The following is a 15,606-nucleotide window of genomic DNA, read 5'->3' on the forward strand; positions in this document are numbered from 1 at the left end:
CGTCCGCCAGGGCCACCCGCTACGCGGGCGTCCCCAGCAGCCCCAGGATCGCCTCCCCGTGCTTCGCCAGCTTGCTCTCACCCACGCCGCTCACCCCCGCCAGCTCGTCCAGCGACGACGGCGACACCGTGGCGATCTCCCGCAACGTCGCGTCGTGGAAGATCACATACGCGGGTACGCCCAGCTCCTTGGCCGTCGCCGCCCGCCACGCCCGCAGCGCCTCGAAGACCGGCACCGCCTCGGCGGGCAGGTCCACGGGCGCGGCCCGCTTGCCGGAGCCGCCGGACCGGGACGAGCTCTTCGCGGCGCGGGCCGGCTTCGCGGGCTCGCGCCGCAGCAGCACCTCGCGGCGCCTGCCCAGCACCTCCGCGCTGGAGTCGGTGAGGACGAGCGTGCCGTAGTCGCCCTCGACGGCGAGCAGGCCCTGGGCCAGCAACTGCCGCACCACGCCCCGCCACTCCGCGACGCTCAGCTCGGTGCCGATGCCGAAGACGGTCAGGCCGTCGTGGTCGTGCTGGATGACCTTGGCGGTCTTCTTGCCCAGCAGGATGTCGATGATCTGCCCCGCGCCGAACTTCTGCCGCCGCTCCCGGGCCAGCCGCAGCACGGCCGAGAGGAACTTCTGGGCGGCGATCGTGCCGTCCCAGGTCTCGGCGGGCGTCAGGCAGGTGTCGCAATTGCCGCACGGGCCGCTCGCCTGCCCGAAGTACGCGAGCAGCCGCACCCGCCGGCACTCGACCGTCTCGCACAGCGCCAGCATCGCGTCGAGGTGTGCGCCGAGCTTGCGGCGGTGGGCGTCGTCGCCCTCCGAGCCGTCGATCATCTTGCGCTGCTGGACGACGTCCTGGAGCCCGTACGCCAGCCAGGCCGTGGACGGCAGGCCGTCCCGCCCGGCGCGGCCGGTCTCCTGGTAATAGCCCTCGACGGACTTCGGGAGGTCGAGGTGGGCGACGAAGCGGACGTCCGGCTTGTCGATGCCCATGCCGAAGGCGATCGTGGCCACCACGACGACGCCGTCCTCCCGCAGGAAGCGCGACTGGTTCGCGGCGCGCGTCGCCGCGTCCAGGCCCGCGTGGTACGGCAGGGCGTCGATGCCGTTGGCCACCAGGAAGTCGGCCGTGTCCTCCACGCTCTTGCGGGACAGGCAGTAGACGACGCCCGCGTCACCGGGGTGCTCGGAGTGCAGCAGCTCCAGGAGCTGCTTCTTCGGGTCGTTCTTCGGCACGATCCGGTACTGGATGTTCGGGCGGTCGAAGCTCGCGACGAAGTGCCGGGCGTCCTTCAGGTTCAGCCGGGCCGCGATCTCGCCGTGGGTGGCCTCCGTGGCGGTCGCGGTCAGCGCGATGCGCGGGACGTCCGGCCAGCGCTCGTGCAGCTGCGAGAGGGCCAGGTAGTCGGGCCGGAAGTCGTGGCCCCACTGCGCGACGCAGTGCGCCTCGTCGATGGCGAACAGCGCGATCTTGCCGCGGTCGAGCAGCCGCAGCGTCGACTCCACGCGCAGCCGCTCCGGTGCCAGGTAGAGCAGGTCCAGCTCGCCCGCCAGGAACTCGGCCTCGACGAGCCGCCGCTCGTCGAGGTCCTGCGTCGAATTCAGGAACCCGGCGCGGACCCCGAGCGCCCGCAGGGCGTCGACCTGGTCCTGCATGAGGGCGATCAAGGGCGAGACGACGACGCCGACGCCCGGCCGGACGAGGGCCGGGATCTGGTAGCAGAGCGACTTGCCGCCACCGGTCGGCATCAGGACGAGCGCGTCGCCGCCGGCGACGACATGCTCGATGATCGTTTCCTGCTCGCCCCGGAACGCGTCGTAACCGAAGACGCGCCGCAGGCAGCTCAGGGCCTCGCTGGGGGCTGGGCTGGGGGCTGTGGGGCAGGCGGTCTCAGTGGGGTCGGCCATCCGGAAAGTCTACGAGGGTTGGGTGACACGGATGGGTGATGTGGATAAGTGGGGGTGCGGCGGGGTGGTGCGGGCGCCGCTGCGCGGGGCTTTTCCCCAGCCCCGCCCCTTCCCGACCGGGGCTCCGCCCCGGACCCGGTCCTCAAACGCCGGACGGGCTGATTTGTTGCCCGGAACCGGGCGAAATCAGCCTGGCTGGGGGCACCTCCCAGCGGTAGCTGGGGGAGTTCGAGGCCACCGCGCGTCAGCGCGGAACGGGGGCCCGGGGGCTTGCCCCCGGTTTCGGGAAGGGGCGGGGCTGGGGAAAAGCCCGCCGCAGGCGCACCCCGTCACCCCCTACGCCACCTCGATCCCGAACTCCCGCACCAGCGCCTCCAACCCACCCCCGTACCCCTGCCCACCCAGCACGAAGTCCCAGTCCCCGTTCGCCCGCCGCCGGAACGAGCCCAGGACCAGCGCCGTCTCCCCGGGCCGCCCGTCGGAGACCTCCAGCTGGCCGAGCTCGGCCCCCGAGGCGTCGCGGAGGCGGATGAGGGCGTCGGTGAAGCCCGTCAGATCGGCCAGGGGGTCGATCTGGGGGTCGACGGCCGCGACGAGGACGAGCCGGTCGGCGTCGGCCGGCAGTGTGTCGAAGGACACCCGGACCGCGGCCTTGTCCGCGGCGGACGGCGGGACGGTGCGCACGGAGCCGTCCGGGGTGGCCGGATTGTTGAAGAAGACGAAGTGGTCGTCGCTGAGCACCTGGGTGCCCCGGCAGACGAGGGCGCAGATGTCGAGGGCGACGCCGCCGCTCCAGGACATGCCGAGGACGTTGTGCGCGGCGTCGGACTCAGGGGCACCGCCGCCCGCCGCGCCCCCGGTCCCGGCACCCGGGCCCGTACCGGCGTCCGCACCGCCCGCGTCCGCGCCCGTACCCGCCGAGGCCCCCCGCCGCGGCGTCGCGCTGGTGTCACCCAGCCGGCCACGCAGCCCGTGCCGCCCCAGCAGCCCCACCAGCTCCTCGCCGGAGACCAGGGTCAGCGGCTTGCCGTTGGCGAAGGCGTACGAGCCGGGGCCGAAGCCCGACGTCGTGACCAGGACGCCCTTGTTCGCTCCGGCGCCCTGCACCGTCCCGTAGAGATCACGCACCGCGGTCGGCGGGACCGTCTTGCGGTAGCGCTTCACCTGGACGATGATCCGGCCGCCGCTGATCGGGTCCGGGTCCAGGGCCTCGACGTCCACGCCCCCGTCGTTGGAGCGCTGCGTCATCACCGCGCGCATGCCCCGGGCGCGGAACAGCTGGGCGACGAGCGCCTCGAACTCGACGGGGTCCATGGCGTACAGGTCCGGGTCCTCGCCGCCGCCGTGCGAGACGACGCCCTGGCCGACCTCGTCGGGCAGCCGGCCGGGCCGCACCGCCGCGAGCTGGTCGGGGCGGGCCGACAGCTGGCCGCCGAGCCCGTCGGTGAGGCAGTCCACGGCGCTGACCTGCTCCAGCCGCAGCCCCTCGAAGACGGGCCGGGAGACGGTGACCGTCGCGAGCACGATCTCGGCCCGGCGGCCGGTGGCCGGGTCGTGGTCGTCGACGAAGCCGTTGACCGAGACCGACTCCAGCGCGCCGAACTCGTCGGCGGCGAAGAGCTCGCGCAGGACGAGCAGCATGGACTGGGCCAGCACGTCGCGGTGGATCGCCCGCCGCTGCGCCGCCGGCCGGGCGGTCTCCCGGTCCTGGTCGGCGGTGGGCATGTAGCGCACGGACTTGGCCGCGGGCACGAGGTCGTACCCCGGCAGCTCCCAGGTCAGCACGAGCTGCCGGGCGCCCGGGTCGTAGGCGGCGGAGACCTGGTGCGGGAACTCCTCGGGCCAGGCGGCGGAGGCGTAGAGCGCGGCGGAGAAGTACTCGACGACGGCGTCGGGGTCGCGGCGGCGCAGCGCCGCGGTCATCTCCTCGACGCCGGCGTTGTGCGTCCGGGTCTCGGCGAGCCGGTCGGCCGCCCACTGCTCGTACTGCTGCCGGTAGGCGGCCAGCTGCTGCTGCCGCTGGGCCTCGGCGAGCTGGGCCGCCTGCCAGTCCTGCTCGAACTGCCCACGGGCGAAGCGGTAGAGGGCGGGGTCGGGCATGGGCACGGGGCGGGCGAGGTGGCCGGGCTGGAACGGCTCGACCTCCTCGGGGCGGCGCAGCGCGGCCGTCGTGAAGGCGGGTTCGCCGCAGCCGGCGAGCAGTACGCCCGTCAACTCCGCGACGCGCGCGTCCAGCTCCTCGGTGCGGCGCCGGGCCTCGGCCTCCCGCCGCTGCCGGTACGCCGCGCGCTGCTCGCGGTCGAGCCGGGCGGCCTCACGTTCGTACGCGCGCTGTTGCCGCTCCTGTTCCCGCTGGGCCTGCGTCCGCTCCCGGTGCTCGGCCTCCCGCTGCCGCTGCTGCTGGCGTTGCGCCTCGGCCCAGATGCCTATCAGTCCGTTGGAGCGACGACTCATGCGGATACATGTCCTCCCCCCGAGACCTGCGGGGTCCCGGAAAAGCCACGCACTGGCCCCGAAAACCAGCGGTCATGAGTCGACTTTAGTCACATTAGTAGGCGTAATCCGCCTGGACCGATCTTCTCGGTGCGGCAGCGCCGGGGCGCGCGCGGCGCGTAACGCGCCGGGTGGTGGGTACGCGTTTAGATCATGAACACGCCGAAACGAACGATGAATCGCTTACGGAAGCCCGCCGCCCTCGCCGTCGCCGCGGCCGCGCTGCTGACGGTGGGTCCGCTGACGGCGCAGGCCGTCGCGGCGGAGGGCCCGCGCGTACGGGCGGCCACGTCCGGGGTCTCCCGGGCGGAGGCCCGCGTCGACGCCTTCCTCCAGGAGTACCGCCGCGCGACGCTGGGCGCGGGCGACCGCACCCCGGCCCAGGTCAGGGCCCGCTTCCTGGCGCCCGAGCTGAACGAGCGGCTGGACGGCTGGGCCCGGCTGCACGGGGCCGATCCGGTCTTCCGCGCCCAGGACGCCCCGTCGTCCTGGTCCCTCCGGTACGAGGGCAGCGGGGCGGGTCACTCCACGGTGGTCGTCACCGAACGCTGGCCCTCGGGTGCCACTGCTGACATCTGGTACTCCGTCAGGCTCTCGGACCTCACGGTGAACGACCTCAAGGGACCGCCGGAGTAGGCGCGTGTGAGGGGCAGGAGAAGGAAAGGGAAAACAGAGGCTTCAGAGGGTTCAGGGAAATCGGAGAATGGGCGAACGGCCCCCGGGGGAAACCCTCCGGGGGCCGATTCGTCGGCGATTCGGCCGCCCCGTCCCCGCCGCCGCGGGGGCGGTTCCGGGCCGGGTTCGAGCCGGGGCGCACGCCGGCGGAACCGGCGGGCATGGCCGGAAGCTCCCGCTCCGCACCCGGCCGCCACGGCGCCGGCCGCGCCGCGTTCCTTTGCACCGGCTATCCGCCTGCGAAGTCGTGTCCACCGGTCGCCCGCCCGGTGAAGATTTACGGCCAGTTCCGTACTGGCCGCCCGGTGCGCTTGCCGAAGGGCGGACCGTACGGGAATGCGCCCGCGGGGAACGCGCGGCTTTCAAGGAAATTCACTGACGCGAAACACCTCTGTTTTCCCGGGGTGCCGGGCCGTAGGTTCCTCGAACGAGGCGAGTGCCTCGGGAAGTTGCCCGGCGAGGTTTTCTCCCGGGCAGCAGTGAAGCCGTCGGAAAGGAAGGCAACATGACCAGGATCAGGAACGCCGCCGTCGCCGTGACCGCGGCCGCCCTGCTCGGCGGGGGCCTGCTGGCCTCCGGGACCGCCGCCGCGGCCGGCCACCCGGCCGACCCCGGAGACGTCTGGTACACGTTCCAGAATTTCAGCACGGACCGCAACCTCGACGCGTTCGGCGGCACTCACGCCAAGTCGTACAACCCCGACGGGACCACCGACCAGGAGTTCCACCTCGTCACCGGAAAGCACCCGGGCTACCAGGTGGCGAGCAAGCGGCACGCGAACATGTGCTTCACGGCCAAGGGCATCAACAAGGAGATCACCCTGGAGACGTGCAACACCAATCTCCAGTCGCAGTACTGGAATTACGACATCAAGGACTCGGGTTCGGCCTTCCAGAGCCGTAAATACCCGCAGGGCTGTATCCAGGACAACGGCACCGCCAACGCGGTGACGCTCCGCGCCTGCAACGGCGGCGACCTCCAGCGCTACCTGCCGCTCGTCGTCTGACCACCGCGAACCCCGCGGACCGGGCGCCCGCCGACCGGCGCCCGAAATGCCGAAGGCCCTTCCGTCACGTCCGACGGAAGGGCCTCCGGCCTTCACGGTGCCCCCGGGCAGATTCGAACTGCCGACACCCGCTTTAGGAGAGCGGTGCTCTATCCCCTGAGCTACGGAGGCGAGGCAGGGCCGCCGTCAGTGTAGCGGGTGGTGGGGGCGGGGGGTCAGGTGGCGAGGGACCAGGAGAGGGTGTGGTCCGTCGCCGTGAGCGCCGCGAGGACGATCAGGTCCGCCGCGCCGAGGGTCAGGCCCAGTGCGGCGCGGCCCCGGCGGGTGGTGTTCCGGCGGAGGGCCAGGGTCGCCAGGGCCAGGGCGGCCGGGCCCAGGACCAGGTTGAAGATCAGCAGGCCGACCAGGCCCAGTACGAAGGACCAGACGGCCATGGAGTCCGCGTCGGAGCGGTGGGGGCGGTGTCCGGCGCCGGGGGCGGGGGAGATCCCGCCGGAGGTGGTGCGCTCCGGGGTGGTCCGCTCAGGAGCGGCCGGTTCCGGGGCGGGTCCCGCGGTCGTCGTCCGCTCCGGCGCCGCCGCGCGGGTCGTCGTCCTGGTCGTCATGTCAGCGCTCCCTCAGGTGTTCGCGGACCGAGAAGGCCAGCAGCCAGAGGGCGATGGCCCCGGCCGCCGGGAGGAGGACCGGGAGCGGGGTGTGTGCCGCGGCTCCCACCAGGATCCCCAGGACGAGGAGGGCTGCGACGAGGAAGATCATCACGCTTCCTTTCTCGGTGAACAGTTGTAGTGACAGTTGTTCACTGAATGCGGTTCGAGCGTACCCCCTCCTGGCCTCGTCCGGCAAACAGTTGTTTACTGACTCCATGAGCAGCAACACCCTCGGCGTCCGTCAGGCCCAGAAGCTGAAGACCCGGCAGGCCCTCCTCGACGCCGGGCTGCGGCTGCTGGAGGAGCAGAGCCTCAGCAGTCTCGGGCTGCGGGAGGTGACCCGGGTCGTGGGGGTGGCGCCCGCCGCCTTCTACCGGCACTTCCGGGACATGGCCGACCTCGGGGTGGCCCTGGTGGAGGAGTCGCTGGGCAGCCTGCACGTGGTGGTGCGGGCCGTGCTCGCGGAGCAGTCGGAGGCCGAGGAGGTCATCGACGGCAGCGTCGCGGCCGTGGCGGCGCACGTGGAGCTGCACCCGGCGCACGTACGGTTCATCGCGCGGGAGCGGCACGGCGGGGTGCGCGCCGTCCGGGAGGCCATCGGTGCCGAGCTGGACCGGTTCGGCGACGAGGTCGCCGCGGCCCTCGGCGCGCAGGAGCTCTCGGCGGGGTGGAGCGCCGAGGACGTGCGGATGCTCGCGGGGCTCTACGTCGACCACCTGGTGATGACCGCGTCCGCGTTCATCGAGGCGGCCGGTCCCGAGGAGCGCCGGCGGATCGCCGACACCGCCCGGCGGCAGCTGCGGCTGATCAGCGTCGGGCGGAGCCACTGGCGGGACGGCTGAGCCGGGACGACGGCGGACGGAGCCGCTCCACCGTGACCCGCCAGTTGCCGTCCGCGTCCCGGCCCGTCACCGCGACGCGCACCCCGCCCGTCGAGAAGCGCTCCCCGACGACGTAAGGCGCGTCGCTGAGCTGCGGGTTCACGTTCGGGTCGGTCGTCCAGCAGCCGTCGCTGCCCGGCGTCGCGTCCGAGACGTGGACGGGTCCGGCGCCCGAGGGGACGTCCGTGGCGAGCGTCGTGACGAGCACCCCGGGGCGGCAGACCGTGTGGTCGAGCGGGCCGCGCGCGCGGGCCTCCACGGTGACGGCGCGCGTCCGGGAGAGCGGCACGACCGTCAGCTTGGTGCCGCCGGGGACCGAGGCGGGCGTCAGCGTCACCGTGCGCGGGCCCGGGGTCAGCACGCACTCCACCTGCCCCGGGGCCAGCCAGCCCAGCTTCCACTTGTGCCAGGCGAGGAAGTCGTCGGACGGCCCCCAGTCCTCGTCCATGAGGTCCCAGTGGCCCACCGGGGTCTTCAGCAGGCCGCTGCCGCGACCGGTGTAGTAGAGGTCGGGGAGGCCGAAGGTGTGCGCGTTCTCGTGGTTGAGGACCCGGTAGGGGCTGTTCCCGGTCTGCCGGCTCCAGATGAACGAGACGTTCTTGAACGGCACGCCGTCGCCGGTGGTGAGCCCGGTGGGCGCGCCCGCGAAGGTCACGGACTGCACGTCCTCCGTGGCGGGCGGGCCCGCGTTCGGCGTCACCAGCACATTGACCAGGTCGAAGCGGCGGAAGTCCACCGTGTCGTCGACCGCGTCGATGATCTCCTTCGACAGGGCCCGGTAGCCGCGTTCGAAGGGGGTGCCGCGCTCGATCCCGTACGCGGCGTACTTGCGGGACATGCGGATCCAGCGCGGCACCGGCGTGGAGCGGTAGTCGAGCCGCCCGTACGAGGACGTCCGGTAGTAGTCCGCGACGGCCGGGAAGAACTCGGCGTAGCGCTCCTGCGGGGTGCCCTCGGCCGGCGCGTCGGGGAAGTCGACGAAGAGGGTGACGGCCCGCACGGTGCCGTTCGAGGGGGCGAAGCCGGGCGGGGTGTCGGCGGCCTCGGAGACGCTGTCGGTGATCCCGCGCAGCGCGCACGGGCCGGTCGGCCGCCGGCCGTCCGTATCCAGGGTGACCGGCTCCCCGGCGGGCCCGGGCTCGGCGACCGGCTCGGCGCGCGAGGCCGCGGGCGCGGTCAGGGCGAGCGTGGTGAAGGCCGTGACCAGGAGAGCCAGGAACCGCATGCCGCCCACCTCCAGCCGCGTACGACGGAAGACCGCTCTGTCCGATCACCCTGTGCCGGGGCGCGGCCGCGCGCCCTCTGGCCGTGGCAGATGGGGGGCCGGGGCGTTCGCGCGTGGTCCCTTCGGGGGTGCGGAGCGGGTGCGAGGGGGCGCGGCGGGGAGCGCGAGGAGATGTGACGTGCGTCATGGAAGAGCCGGGAAATAAACGGGGAGCTCCTCCCCGTTTAACCCTTCGCCGGGCGAAACGGGGAATCGCTCCCCGCTTACGCCCCGGCACCCGCGGGCGTCACGGCCCGGCCGCGCGCCGGTCACCGGCGCCGGACACACCCGTCAGGAAGACCAGGAAGGAGTGCCACACATGGCCACCGCCCAGCAGCCCCGCCTCCGCGCGGACGCCCTCCGCAACCGGGAGCGGATCGTCTCCGCGGCCCGCGAAGCGTTCGTCGAACACGGGGTCGAGGGCTCGCTCGATGAAATCGCTCGACGAGCCGGGGTCGGCAATGCCACGCTGTATCGGCACTTCGCGGATCGGTCCGAGCTGATCCACCACGTCACCCTCTCCGTACTGACCCGTGTCGCGGATCAGGCGGAGGCAGCAAGAGCTGAGGAGCCCGATGCTTTCCGAGCGCTGAGGCGGTTCGCCCACGCCGCCGTGGACGAACGGGTGGGCGCGCTGTGCGCGATGCTCCAGGAGGGCATCGACCCGACCCACCCCGACCACGTGGTGGCGCGCGAGCGCGTCGACCGCGCGGTCGAGGAGCTGATGGCCGCCGCCCGGGTCTCCGGGCAGCTGCGGGAAGGCGTCGACGTCGGTGATCTGATGGTCGCCATCGCCCAGTTGACCAGGCCGCTGCCCGGAAGCTGCGCCAGCTCGATGTTCGACCGCTTCGCGCACCGGCACCTCCAGCTCTTCCTCGACGGGCTGATGGCCCCGGCCCGGTCCGAGCTCCCCGGCAGCGCGGTCACCCTGGAGGACCTGCGCCGCACCGAGTGTCCCGGCTGACCCCGCGCCCCACGAACTTCGCCACCCCCACCCCTTTTCGCCCGCCCGTCCCACCGACGCACCACTGAGGTAGGCACTCCCATGCCAGAAACCACCACTCCCGACCCCAGGCGCTGGAAAGCGCTGATATTCATCGCCCTGGCCCAGCTGATGGTCGTCCTCGACGCGACCATCGTGAACATCGCGCTGCCCTCCGCCCAGTCCGACCTGGGCATCTCGGACGGCAACCGGCAATGGGTCATCACCGCCTACGCCCTCGCCTTCGGTGGTCTGCTGCTCTTCGGTGGCCGGCTGGCCGACCTGTGGGGCCGTAAGAAGACCTTCGTCATCGGTCTGATCGGCTTCGCGCTCGCCTCCGCGCTCGGTGGCGCCGCGGTCAACCTCGGGATGCTGCTGGGCGCCCGCGCGCTCCAGGGCGTCTTCGGCGCGCTGCTCGCGCCGGCCGCCCTGTCGCTGCTCTCGGTGATGTTCACCGAGGCCCAGGAGCGCGCCAAGGCGTTCGGTGTCTTCGGTGCCATCGCCGGTGCCGGTGGTGGTGTCGGCCTCATCCTCGGCGGCGTGTTCACCGAGTACCTGAACTGGCGCTGGACGTTCTTCGTGAACATCCCGTTCGCCGTCGTCGCCGCGGCCGGTGCGATCGCCGTGATCCACGAGCCCGCCGGCAGCCGCAACCCCTCGAAGCTCGACATCCCCGGCGTCGTCCTGTCCACGCTCGGACTGGTCTCGCTGGTCTACGGCTTCACCCGCGCCGAGTCGGACGGCTGGACCTCCGGCAGCACCATCGCCATGTTCATCGCGGCCGTCGTGCTCCTCGCCGCCTTCGTCGTCGTCGAGTCCAAGGTCAAGGCCCCGCTGCTGCCGCTGCGCGTCCTCACCGAGCGCAACCGCGCCGGTGTGTACCTCTCGCTGGGCCTCGCCGCCATCGCGATGTTCGGCCTGTTCCTCTTCCTCACCTACTACCTCCAGGTGGTCAAGGGGTACAAGCCGGTCACCACGGGTCTGGCCTTCCTCCCGATGATCGCCACGATGATCGCCGGTTCGACGCAGATCGGCGCCCGTCTGATGACCCGGGTCGCGCCGCGCTGGCTGATGGGTCCGGGCTTCCTGCTCGCGGGCGTCGGCATGCTGCTGCTCACCCAGATCGACCTGGGCACCTCGTACGTCACCGGCATCCTGCCCGGCCTGGTCGTGATGGGTCTCGGCATGGGCACGGCCTTCATGCCCGCCATGAGCCTGGCCACGCACGGCATCCAGCCGCGCGACGCCGGTGTCGCCTCCGCGATGGTGAACACCTCGCAGCAGGTCGGCGGCGCGATCGGCACCGCCCTGCTCAACACCATCGCCGCCAGCGCCACCACGGCCTACGCCACGTCCCACATGGCGGGCGCCAAGTCCGTGGAGATGCTCAAGCTCCAGTCCATGGTGCACGGCTACTCCACCGCCATCTGGTGGGCCGTCGGCATCCTGGCGCTGTCCGCGCTGATCGCCTTCGTCGCGATCAACACCGGTCACCAGGGCGGCCACACCGTCGCCTCCGGTGACGGCGAGGGCGCCGAGGCCGCCGACTCCGTGCCGGTCATGGTGCACTGACGAGCGCCGGTTCCTTGCGTGTAAGGCCCTCCGCCCATGGGCGGAGGGCCTTACACATGCCCGCGTGCGGGTGACCGCGGGAGGGTGTGTGCGGGCGCGCGCCCGCCGTTCAGCGCAGCCAGGGCAGGTCCGCGCCCGACGCGGGCTGGAGGCCGTTCGCGATGGTCCGGCAGATGTCGCCGAGCTGGTCGACCTGCTCCGGCGTGAGCCGGTCGAAGATGGCGCCCCGGACCGCGGCCACATGGCCGGGCGCGGACTTCCGCAGCGTCTCGAAGCCTTCGTCCGTAAGGACGGCGAGCTGCCCCCGCTTGTCGGAGGGACACTCCTCGCGCCGGACCCAGCCGTACTTCTCCAGGCGGGCGACCGCGTGCGAGAGCCGGGACCTGGTGATCTTGGCGTCGTGGGCCAGCTCGGTCATCCGCAGCCGCCGGCGCGGCGCCTCGGAGAGGTGGACGAGCAGTCCGTAGTAGATGTGCGGCATGCCGGCGTCGCGCTGGAGCTGCCGGTCGAGGTGGTCCTCCAGGAGCGTGGTGGCGTTCAGGAACGCCTGCCAGGCGCACTGCTCCTCCGCGCTGAGCCAGCGCGGTTCCCCGGCCGCCGGGGTCGCGGCGTGCGTCGGGGCCTGCTCGGCCGCCGTGTCCCCTGCGTCCGCTGCGCGTCGTTTGGTCATGACATCCACTGTTTCACCCACCGGCTTCCTCTTGGTACTCAATCCTTGAAGTTTAAATAAAGCAGGGCTAAGCTCGAACCAAGACGCTTGAGAGTTCAAGCATTGCCCCTCGAACAGCCTGGAGGGCCCATGCAGGTCACCGCAACCCCCGCCGGCGGGCGGATGCCCACGCTCTATCTCTCCCACGGTGCCCCGCCGCTCGCGGACGACGCGCTGTGGCCCGGCCAGCTCGCCGCCTGGGCCGCCGGCCTGCCGCGCCCGAAGGCGATCCTGATGATCTCCGCCCACTGGGAGGAGGCCCCGCTCGCCCTCGGCGCCACGGAGACCGTCCCGCTCGTTTACGACTTCTGGGGCTTCCCGGAGCACTACTACCGGGTCCGGTACGAGGCGCCCGGCGCCCCCGGGCTCGCGGAGAAGGTCCGCAAGGCGCTGCGCGCGCCCGGTACGCCCGTCCAGGACATCCCGGACCGGGGGCTCGACCACGGCGCGTACGTACCGCTGGTCGAGATGTTCCCGGAGGCGGACGTGCCCGTCCTCCAGGTCTCCATGCCCACCCTCGACCCGCGGCGGCTGATGGAGATCGGGCGCCGGCTCGCGCCGCTGCGCGACGAGGGCGTGCTGATAGTCGGCAGCGGCTTCTTCACCCACAACCTGGCCGCGCTGCGGCACACCGGGCCCACGCCGCCGGGCTGGTCGGCGGAGTTCGACGCGTGGGGGCGGGAGGCGCTCGAAGGGCAGGACGTCGACGCGCTGCTGGACTTCGAGCGGAAGTCCCCGGCGGCCCGACTGGCCCACCCGCGCACCGAGCACTTCGCGCCGCTGTTCGTCACGATGGGTGCCGCCGAGGACGAGCTGGACAGGCAGCGCAGCGTCATCGACGGCTTCTGGATGGGCCTGGCGAAGCGGTCCCTCCAGTTCGGCTGAGGCCGTGACCGTGACTGTGACCGGGGGCGGGTGCGGCGGGGCCGGGGCCCTCCCCATCAGGCCGGCGGGATCAGTTCGCAGCTCGCGGCGGCGGCCGCCCAGACCCGCGGCGCCCGTTCCGGCTCGGCCGCGGCGACGTCCAGCGCCGTGTCCGTGAACTTGATCGTGTGCGCGTCGCCGTGCGCGGCCGCCCGCGCGAAGACCTCCTCGGCGGTGGCGGGGACGGCACCGGCCCGCCGCGGCTCCGCGGGCCCGGCGGGGGAGTAGGCCGTGATCACCGCGGCGCTCGCCTCCCACGCGGCGGCCAGGCTCGCCGCCCACAGCTCGCGGGGCAGGGCGGGCAGGGTGCGCAGGACGGCGTTGGGCGCGGTCGCGGCGTGCACCAGCATCACGGGGCTGCCGTGCCCGTAGGCCGCGTACCGCGTCGTCGCCTCGCGGACCAGTTCCGTGAGCCGCTCCCGTGCCTCGTCGGGCCCGGCGGCCGGGCGCAGCGTCGCGGCCCCGGCGGGCCAGCCGGGGGCCGAGGGGAGCTGCGCGAGCCGGTCGCGGATGCCGCCGCGCTGGTCGGGTACGCGCGGGACGGCGGCCAGGGCCTCGGCCGCGCCGAGGGTGCCCGGGGTGCCGGGGGCCCCGAGTCGGACGGGCACGGGCAGCGGCTGGTGGCGGGCGGCCCAGTAGCCGAGCGCGTGACCCAGCTCGGCCACGCGCGGCCCGGTGGCGCCGTCGCCACCGTCGTCGCCGTCGAGCAGGGTCCGGACGGCATGGCCGACGCGGATCACCGGGTGGGTCGCGGCGGCCGTGATGCCCGGCAGCAGCCGGGGCCACCACTCGGCGAGGACGTCGCGCCAGGGGCGCTCGGCGAGCAGCCGGGTGAAGTGACGGACCCAGTCGCCGGCGCGGCGCGGGTCGCCGAGGGCCTCCCGCCAGTTGGCCTCGGTCACGGGGTAGTGGGCGCCGGGCAGCTCGTCGAGCCGGGTGCGGTAGGCGTCCAGCCACGGGTGCACAGTGGCGGCCTGCCCGTGCCGGACGAGCGCCTCGACGGCCATCGGGGCGTGGTTGCTCAGCCAGCCCTCGAATTCCGGGCCTGTCGTGTGGAGGCGTTCGAGCGCCTCGTCGAGCGTTCCGCACGGGGCGGGGGAGGTGGCGACGGGTGTGGGGGTCTCACGCGCTTCGATGTCGGCCATCCCCTCACGCTAGGGGTGCCGGTAAGGGGCGCGGAACGGTCTCCGGACCTACATCCGAGGACCCTGTCCGGTCGGTTCCGCCCCTTTCGGGCAGCGCGGCGCGGGGCTCGGGCGCCGGAGGGGGAAGGCGGCGCCCGGGCCCCGCGGACGGGCGGCCGGGAGGGGTCAGTGCTCGTGCCAGTAGAAGACGTAGTACGAGGCCAGGCCCATCCCCAGGCCCAGCAGCAGCCCGATCTCCGAGGCACGCAGCACCGTGCCGCCGCCGAGGCTGTGCAGGAAGCCCATGCAGCAGCCGAAGAGCGTGCCGAAGGCGGCCGCGCGGACCTCGGCGACCATCCGGTTCCGCTGCCGGATGAGGACGTAGCCGATGCCCATCGAGACGACGGCGACGGCGAGCCCCATCATCCAGTACCCGAGCGTGGAGAACCCGTTCTGGCTCGCGAGGTACGTGGCGTACAGGCCGAGGACGACGCCGCCGGCGATCGGGACGTCCCGGGTCCAGCGGCCTTCCCGGCCGGCGTGCGGGAGGTGGGTACCGCGGGCCACCGGCCCGGGGCCCTCGTGGGCGTGGTGGTGACGCCCGGGCATGATCGAGTGGGTCGGCATCGCGGGCTCCTCTCATGGCGGCGCGCGCTCTGTCTGTACACCAGGGCACACCCGGGGCCGGGGGTGGGGCAACTCGATCATTGGGGCCGGGGCCGGGGCCGGGCCGCGGGTGCGGGTGCTGGGGACGGTGCCGGTGGTGGGCGCCTGCGGCGGGCTTGTTCCCCAGCCCCGCCCCTTCCCGAAACCGGGGGCTTCGCCCCCGGGCCCCCGGTTCCGCGCTCCGCGTGGTGGCCTCGGTGGCCCCCGGGCCCCCGGTTCCGCGCTCCGCGTGGTGGCCTCGGTCGCCCCCGGGCCCCCGTTCCGCGGCCCGCGCGGTGGCCTCAATCGCCGGCCGGGCTGGATTCTGCCGCTGTCCGACGCCGGCTTTCCGTACGCCGGAGGCCGCTCCCCTTGCTTGCGGTCGGGTTTCGCTGCCCGGTTCCGGGCGACAACTCAGTCCGTCCGGCGATTGAGGACCGGGGTCCGGGGCGGAGCCCCGGTTCGGGAAGGGGCGGGGTGGGGAACAAGCCCGCCGCAGGCGCACCCCACCCGACACCCCGCCGACCCGACACCCCGACGCAACCGGACAGACCTCCCCGTCGTCTTGAGGGGTGGAAGCGCGCACCGGCGGCCCCTGGCGGCCCCCGCCCGCCGCCGCGCGCGGCGGTCCGCGCCTCGACCGAAGAGGGTCTGACCTGCGCTTCCGTAGGGTCCGGAGACCCGCCTCCCGTGCTGTGGCCGGGCAGGATACTGCATGATCACAAAAAATAAGACGTTCCGTGGGAATTCTGTCCGGATTCCAGTCGTTCTTTCCATCGGACGGGGC

At 73.1% G+C, this 15,606-nt stretch carries 14 protein-coding genes and 1 tRNA gene; 6 read left to right on the top strand and 9 right to left on the bottom strand.

The genetic code is table 11. The annotated features are described in order from the left end of the window. Nucleotides 1–19 precede the first annotated feature (19 nt). On the bottom strand, nt 20–1,897 hold the full coding sequence (gene recQ / locus SMD11_RS19620; protein ID WP_087927681.1) for a DNA helicase RecQ: 1,878 nt from the start codon (nt 1,895–1,897) through the stop codon (nt 20–22). Nucleotides 1,898–2,233: 336 nt separating this feature from the next. Then, nucleotides 2,234–4,351, bottom strand: a complete 2,118-nt coding sequence (locus SMD11_RS19625; protein ID WP_199843912.1) for a restriction endonuclease — start codon at nt 4,349–4,351, stop codon at nt 2,234–2,236. A gap of 213 nt (nt 4,352–4,564) precedes the next feature. On the opposite strand from SMD11_RS19625, the gene SMD11_RS19630 reads away from it, so the two are divergent. Both SMD11_RS19630 and SMD11_RS19635 read left to right on the top strand, forming a co-directional pair. Beyond that, nucleotides 4,565–5,026, top strand: coding sequence for a hypothetical protein (locus tag SMD11_RS19630; RefSeq protein WP_087927682.1), 462 nt, complete (start codon nt 4,565–4,567; stop codon nt 5,024–5,026). Between the two features lie 544 nt (nt 5,027–5,570). Next, nucleotides 5,571–6,071: an RICIN domain-containing protein gene (locus SMD11_RS19635; RefSeq protein WP_087927683.1), complete on the top strand. Its 501-nt coding sequence runs from the start codon at nt 5,571–5,573 to the stop codon at nt 6,069–6,071. Between the two features lie 98 nt (nt 6,072–6,169). On the opposite strand, the gene SMD11_RS19640 is transcribed toward SMD11_RS19635, so the two are convergent. The 3 genes from SMD11_RS19640 to SMD11_RS35915 form a co-directional block, all read right to left on the bottom strand. Then, a tRNA-Arg gene (locus SMD11_RS19640) sits at nt 6,170–6,242 on the bottom strand. A 44-nt stretch (nt 6,243–6,286) separates the two neighbouring features. Beyond that, nucleotides 6,287–6,676 (bottom strand): hypothetical protein, encoded by a 390-nt coding sequence (locus SMD11_RS19645; protein ID WP_087927684.1) that lies wholly within the window; start codon nt 6,674–6,676, stop codon nt 6,287–6,289. Between the two features lies 1 nt (nt 6,677). Then, the gene (locus SMD11_RS35915) at nt 6,678–6,827 is read right to left on the bottom strand and encodes a hypothetical protein (RefSeq protein WP_087927685.1); all 150 of its coding nucleotides are present in this window, start codon (nt 6,825–6,827) and stop codon (nt 6,678–6,680) included. Nucleotides 6,828–6,933: 106 nt separating this feature from the next. On the opposite strand from SMD11_RS35915, the gene SMD11_RS19655 reads away from it, so the two are divergent. Then, entirely contained in the window at nt 6,934–7,560 is a 627-nt protein-coding gene (locus SMD11_RS19655) for a TetR family transcriptional regulator (protein WP_087927686.1), read from the top strand. Here the strand turns inward: SMD11_RS19655 and SMD11_RS19660 are convergent. After that, nucleotides 7,526–8,824 carry a M6 family metalloprotease domain-containing protein gene (locus SMD11_RS19660; RefSeq protein WP_087927687.1) on the bottom strand — a complete coding sequence of 433 codons (1,299 nt, stop codon included), beginning with the start codon at nt 8,822–8,824 and terminating at the stop codon, nt 7,526–7,528. The two genes, SMD11_RS19655 and SMD11_RS19660, sit on opposite strands and share 35 nt — an antisense overlap. Before the next feature lie 358 nt (nt 8,825–9,182). Here SMD11_RS19660 and SMD11_RS19665 point away from each other — a divergent pair, with 358 nt between their 5' ends. Together SMD11_RS19665 and SMD11_RS19670 are read left to right on the top strand one after the other, a co-directional pair. After that, a complete protein-coding gene (locus SMD11_RS19665; protein WP_087927688.1) occupies nt 9,183–9,827 on the top strand; it encodes a TetR/AcrR family transcriptional regulator in 645 nt (214 codons plus the stop codon). Between the two features lie 81 nt (nt 9,828–9,908). Next, nucleotides 9,909–11,417: an MFS transporter gene (locus SMD11_RS19670; protein ID WP_087927689.1), complete on the top strand. Its 1,509-nt coding sequence runs from the start codon at nt 9,909–9,911 to the stop codon at nt 11,415–11,417. Nucleotides 11,418–11,526: 109 nt separating this feature from the next. On the opposite strand, the gene SMD11_RS19675 is transcribed toward SMD11_RS19670, so the two are convergent. After that, nucleotides 11,527–12,087: a MarR family winged helix-turn-helix transcriptional regulator gene (locus SMD11_RS19675; protein WP_087927690.1), complete on the bottom strand. Its 561-nt coding sequence runs from the start codon at nt 12,085–12,087 to the stop codon at nt 11,527–11,529. Between the two features lie 129 nt (nt 12,088–12,216). Here SMD11_RS19675 and SMD11_RS19680 point away from each other — a divergent pair, with 129 nt between their 5' ends. Then, nucleotides 12,217–13,011 (top strand): dioxygenase, encoded by a 795-nt coding sequence (locus SMD11_RS19680; RefSeq protein WP_087927691.1) that lies wholly within the window; start codon nt 12,217–12,219, stop codon nt 13,009–13,011. A gap of 56 nt (nt 13,012–13,067) precedes the next feature. Here SMD11_RS19680 and SMD11_RS19685 read toward each other — a convergent pair whose 3' ends face one another. Next, nucleotides 13,068–14,195 (bottom strand): questin oxidase family protein, encoded by a 1,128-nt coding sequence (locus SMD11_RS19685; protein WP_087927692.1) that lies wholly within the window; start codon nt 14,193–14,195, stop codon nt 13,068–13,070. A gap of 165 nt (nt 14,196–14,360) precedes the next feature. Further along, nucleotides 14,361–14,801 carry a hypothetical protein gene (locus tag SMD11_RS19690; protein ID WP_087927693.1) on the bottom strand — a complete coding sequence of 147 codons (441 nt, stop codon included), beginning with the start codon at nt 14,799–14,801 and terminating at the stop codon, nt 14,361–14,363. Nucleotides 14,802–15,606 lie beyond the last annotated feature (805 nt).

Origin of the sequence: Streptomyces albireticuli, from assembly GCF_002192455.1 — a bacterium.
Classification (GTDB): Bacteria; Actinomycetota; Actinomycetes; order Streptomycetales; family Streptomycetaceae; genus Streptomyces; species Streptomyces albireticuli_B.